General features: G+C 63.7%; 5 protein-coding genes. 1 reads left to right on the plus strand and 4 read right to left on the minus strand.

Annotation, left to right across the window (positions count from 1 at the left end):
* Positions 1–199: 199 nt before the first annotated feature.
* Positions 200–409, minus strand: a complete 210-nt coding sequence (locus B3M58_RS00070; RefSeq protein WP_296216439.1) for a DUF6316 family protein — start codon at positions 407–409, stop codon at positions 200–202.
* A 293-nt stretch (positions 410–702) separates the two neighbouring features.
* Between B3M58_RS00070 and B3M58_RS00075 the strand changes: the two genes are divergently transcribed.
* On the plus strand, positions 703–1,665 hold the full coding sequence (locus tag B3M58_RS00075; RefSeq protein ID WP_296216441.1) for a DMT family transporter: 963 nt from the start codon (positions 703–705) through the stop codon (positions 1,663–1,665).
* 113 nt (positions 1,666–1,778) lie between these two features.
* On the opposite strand, the gene B3M58_RS00080 is transcribed toward B3M58_RS00075, so the two are convergent.
* The 3 genes from B3M58_RS00080 to B3M58_RS00090 form a co-directional block, all read right to left on the minus strand.
* Positions 1,779–2,399 carry an NAD(P)H-dependent oxidoreductase gene (locus B3M58_RS00080; protein WP_296216443.1) on the minus strand — a complete coding sequence of 207 codons (621 nt, stop codon included), beginning with the start codon at positions 2,397–2,399 and terminating at the stop codon, positions 1,779–1,781.
* Complete coding sequence (locus B3M58_RS00085) at positions 2,392–3,786, minus strand: class II fumarate hydratase (RefSeq protein ID WP_296216445.1); 1,395 nt, start codon at positions 3,784–3,786, stop codon at positions 2,392–2,394. The genes B3M58_RS00080 and B3M58_RS00085 overlap by 8 nt, the downstream gene beginning before the upstream one ends.
* A 79-nt stretch (positions 3,787–3,865) precedes the next feature.
* On the minus strand, positions 3,866–4,262 hold a 397-nt coding region (locus B3M58_RS00090; RefSeq protein WP_296216447.1), incomplete at its 5' end, for a DUF2804 domain-containing protein.

Here is a 4,262-nt window from a genome sequence, read left to right on the forward strand (position 1 = left end):
CTGCAACACGTAACTGGGACATAGCCTTTTTATGGCTCTGTACCCGTTAAATGTCGATGCGCTCTAGCGTTGCATGGGGGCGGCTTTAGCCGCGAAAGAGCGGCAGGGTAATCCGCACACCGGTGCCGTGCGCTGGCTGAGTAGGGGACCTTGGCCACGAGCCTTTTAGGCTACCTTGAGCGCGCTGCCTGAACAGCGCTTAGAACGCTCGACTCTCGATGATGTCGCTGGCTTGCACCATGCGGCGGATGTAAAAAGCGATTTCCCGTTCAGCGTCGATGCGGGTGAAGTAAGGGCCTTCCAGTGTGCCTTCACGGGTGGCGAAGAAATATTGTCCGTTCACCGCACTGACCCGCTCGCTACGGTAGTGCGTGCTCGGACTGGGATCGATGGTGCGCTGACCGAACATGGCGAATCCTCATGCAATACGCTTAATACGTGGAGTCTAATCGCGCCTGTCGCGCCCGTTGCTTTGGGCGACAAGTGGTTGTTTTTTGGCGTTAATCGCCGCATTTTCTCCGGGATTACACGATTTTGGCGCCAAGCTTGTGGCGGCTATCGCTTTGCCAGCAGTACAGTTGCCCGAGACAACCCCGCCGAACTGTTGCTGTGCCGGTGTTCGGCGCCGCCCTAAAATGCTGCTTTACGGCGCCGGCTTGCTCTATTTCAGGCTTTGACTGGCGCTGTGCATTCGAGGCTGCCATGCATATCTCCTCCGGCCGTTGGCTTTACGGCATGTTGCTCGCCCTGACCACCGCAGTGCTGTGGGGCGTGTTACCGATCAAACTCAAGGAAGTGCTGCAGGTGATGGACCCGGTCACCGTGACGTGGTACCGCTTGCTGGTGTCCGGTTCGATTCTGCTGGCCTACCTGGCTGCGGCCAAACGCCTGCCGCGTTTTCGCTTGTTGGGCCGCAAGGGCGCATGGCTGCTGGTGCTGGCGATTGTCGGTCTGACCGCCAACTACGTGTTGTATCTGGTCGGCTTGAACCTGCTCAGCCCCGGCACCACTCAGTTGGTGATCCAGGTCGCACCGATTCTGTTGCTGATCTGCAGCCTGTTTGTGTTCCGCGAGCGTTTCAGCGTTGGCCAGGGTATTGGCCTGGCGGTCCTACTGCTGGGTTTTCTGTTGTTCTTCAATCAGCGTCTGGTAGAGCTACTGACCTCGCTGACCGATTACACCGCCGGGGTGCTGATCGTGCTGCTGGCCGCGTTTTTCTGGACCTTCTATGGCCTGGCGCAGAAACAACTACTGACGGCGTGGAATTCGGTGCAGGTGATGATGGTGATTTACCTGGCCTGCGCCCTGTTGTTGGTGCCCTGGGCGCAGCCGTTGCAAGTGTTCGAGCTGAGTTCGCTGCAAGCCTGGTTATTGCTGGCGTGTTGCCTGAATACCCTGGTCGCCTATGGCGCTTTCGCCGAAGCACTGGCGCACTGGGAAGCCTCGCGGGTCAGCGCGGCGCTGGCCATTACGCCGTTGGTGACCTTCGCTTCGGTGGCGCTGGCGGCCACCTGGTGGCCGGAGCATGTCGTGCCCGAGCAGATCAACTGGATTGCCTATGGCGGTGCGGTGATGGTGGTACTCGGTTCGGCGCTGACGGCGCTCGGGCCTTCGCTGATGGCCAACCTGCGCGCCCGCCGTGCGCGGGTGGCGGCACAGTTGTAGGCCGCGTCACCGAGCGTTGCAGGCAGGCCGCAATACTGGGTGACTGCAGGCCAAACCCGGCTGCCGACGCCCGTTCCTGTGGCCGCCTAAGCCACCCTGGATTGCTGCTTGCATCAGGCGCGGATACCGAGCGCTTCGGCGCGGCGTAGCCAGCTCTGACGCTGGGCTTCGGAGGAGGGCCGTACCGGGGCGAACTCGGCCAGGCGGCGGGTCTTGATGCCGCTGAAACCGAGAATGGTGCGGGTCATCTGGCGGTGCGCCGGTGCGCCGTAGACCCAGCGGAAGTACCACGGCGGGGTATCCAGGGTCACCAGCAAGTCGGCGGTGCGCCCGCTCAGCAGCTTGTCCCAGAGCTGTGAACGGTTGCGGTATTTAAAGGCGAAGCCGGGCAGGAAGACGCGGTCGAAGAAACCCTTGAGCAGCGCCGGCAAGCCGCCCCACCACACCGGGTAAACGAACACCAGGTGTTCGGCCCAGTGAATCTGCCGCTGTGCTTCGAGCAGGTCCGGCTCCAGCACTTGGCCCTGGTCATAACCGTCGCGTAGCACCGGGTCGAAACTCATTTCGCCGAGTTTCAACTGGCGTACCACATGACCTTCGCTGCGTGCGCCCTGGGCGTAGGCTTCGCCGAGGGCGTGGCAGAGGCTGGTGCTTTTCGGCGTGCCGAGAATCATCAGGATGCGTTTGCCGTCGCCTTCCATGGGGGTGGCGCCGCTCTTGTTTGTTTCAGTCATGGTGACCAGCCTCCAGCATGCTTTCCGGGCGTACCCAGGCGTCGAATTGTTCACCGCTCAGGTGGCCGAGTTGTAGCGCCGCTTCGCGCAGCGTGCTGCCGTCCTGGTAGGCCTTCTTGGCGATTTCCGCGGCCTTGTCGTAGCCAATATGTGGGTTGAGCGCGGTGACCAGCATCAGCCCGCGCTCCAGGTGGGCAGCCATTTGCCCGGCATCCGGCTGCATGCCGGCGATGCAGTGGCGCTGGAAGTTGCGGCAGCCGTCGGCGAGCAATCGAATCGATTGCAGCAGGTTGTGAATGATCACCGGCTTGAACACATTCAGCTGCAAATGCCCTTGGCTGGCGGCAAAGCCGATGGTCACATCGTTGCCCAGCACCTGGCAGGCGAGCATCGACAGCGCCTCGCACTGGGTCGGGTTGACCTTGCCCGGCATGATCGAGCTGCCCGGTTCATTGGCTGGCAGTTTGACTTCGGCGAACCCGGCGCGAGGGCCGGAGCCGAGCAGGCGCAAGTCGTTGGCGATTTTCATCAGCGCCACGGCGAGGGTTTTCAGCGCGCCGGACAAACTGGTCAGCGGCTCATGTCCCGCCAAGGCGGCGAATTTGTTGGGCGCGCTGACCAGTGGCAGGCCGCTCAGGGCTGCCAGTTCCGCGGCAATCGCTTCGGCAAACCCGGGCGGGGCGTTCAGCCCGGTGCCAACCGCCGTGCCGCCTTGGGCCAGTTCGCAGACGGCCGGCAGCGCGGCGCGCAGCGCACGTTCGGCGTAATCGAGTTGGGCGACGAAGGCCGACAGTTCTTGGCCGAAGGTAATCGGCGTGGCGTCCATCAGGTGGGTGCGCCCGGTTTTCACCAGTTTGCTGTGGCGCGCCGCCTGTTCGGCCAGGCCGCCGGAGAGCTCGGCCAGCGCAGGCAGCAGGTCGTGCTGCACGGCGCTGGCGGCGGCGATGTGCATGGCGGTGGGGAAACTGTCGTTGGAGCTTTGTGCGCGGTTGACGTGATCGTTCGGGTGCACCGGGCTCTTGCCGCCGCGTGCGCCGCCGGCCAGTTCATTGGCGCGTCCGGCAATGACTTCGTTGACGTTCATGTTGCTCTGCGTGCCGCTGCCGGTTTGCCAGACCACCAGGGGGAACTGCTCGTCGTGCTGGCCGTCGAGTATTTCGTCGGCGGCCTGTTCGATCAGCCGGGCGATGTCTGGCGGCAGGTCGCCGATACGGTCATTGACCCGCGCAGCGGCTTTCTTGATCAGCGCCAGTGCATGCAGTACGGCCAGTGGCATGCGCTCCTGGCCGATGGCGAAATTGATCAGCGAGCGCTGGGTTTGCGCGCCCCAGTAGGCATGTTCAGGGACTTCGATGGGGCCGATGCTGTCGGTTTCGGTGCGGCTCATGGAGACTCTCCGGGTGCGGTTTCGCAAGTTTAGGCTGCTGCAACCAGCTGCGGGTTCCCTCTCCTGTCGATTGTCGCGCTTACCAGCGGGCGTGGGTCGCGCCAAGCCAGCCGAGCGCCGCGTCCACGGGCACACGCTCGCCCTGCGGGCCGCGCAATACTCCGTCAAAGTGGCCGAACCATTGCTGCGTATCGGCATGGAACGGGCCCAGGCGCGGGCAGGCCTGGTGGTATTGGCGGGGGGTAAAGGTCAGCGCGACGCGGTCGTCATCGGTGTTCAGGCGCCAGGGCGCCAGTGGATTGTGCGGGGCTTGCTCGATGTGCACCGGGGTGTCCAGGTGCTGCAATTCGCCGCCGAACCACAGGGCGTTTTCCGAGAGGCCGCTGTGGTCGGTCCAGCCGGAGCCGAAATTGCCGGCAATGCCGCCGGGCGCGGCGAAGGCGGCGCGCGTCCAGTGGCTGCGCAGCGGCCACACA

Origin of the sequence: Pseudomonas sp. UBA2684 (assembly GCA_002354655.1) — a bacterium.
Taxonomy (GTDB): domain Bacteria; phylum Pseudomonadota; class Gammaproteobacteria; order Pseudomonadales; family Pseudomonadaceae; genus Aquipseudomonas.

Coding starts and splice junctions, on each gene's coding strand:
- B3M58_RS00070 (WP_296216439.1), bottom strand. CDS start 409: ATGTTCGGTCAGCGCACCATCGATCCCAGTCCGAGCACGCACTACCGT.
- B3M58_RS00075 (WP_296216441.1), top strand. CDS start 703: ATGCATATCTCCTCCGGCCGTTGGCTTTACGGCATGTTGCTCGCCCTG.
- B3M58_RS00080 (WP_296216443.1), bottom strand. CDS start 2,399: ATGACTGAAACAAACAAGAGCGGCGCCACCCCCATGGAAGGCGACGGC.
- B3M58_RS00085 (WP_296216445.1), bottom strand. CDS start 3,786: ATGAGCCGCACCGAAACCGACAGCATCGGCCCCATCGAAGTCCCTGAA.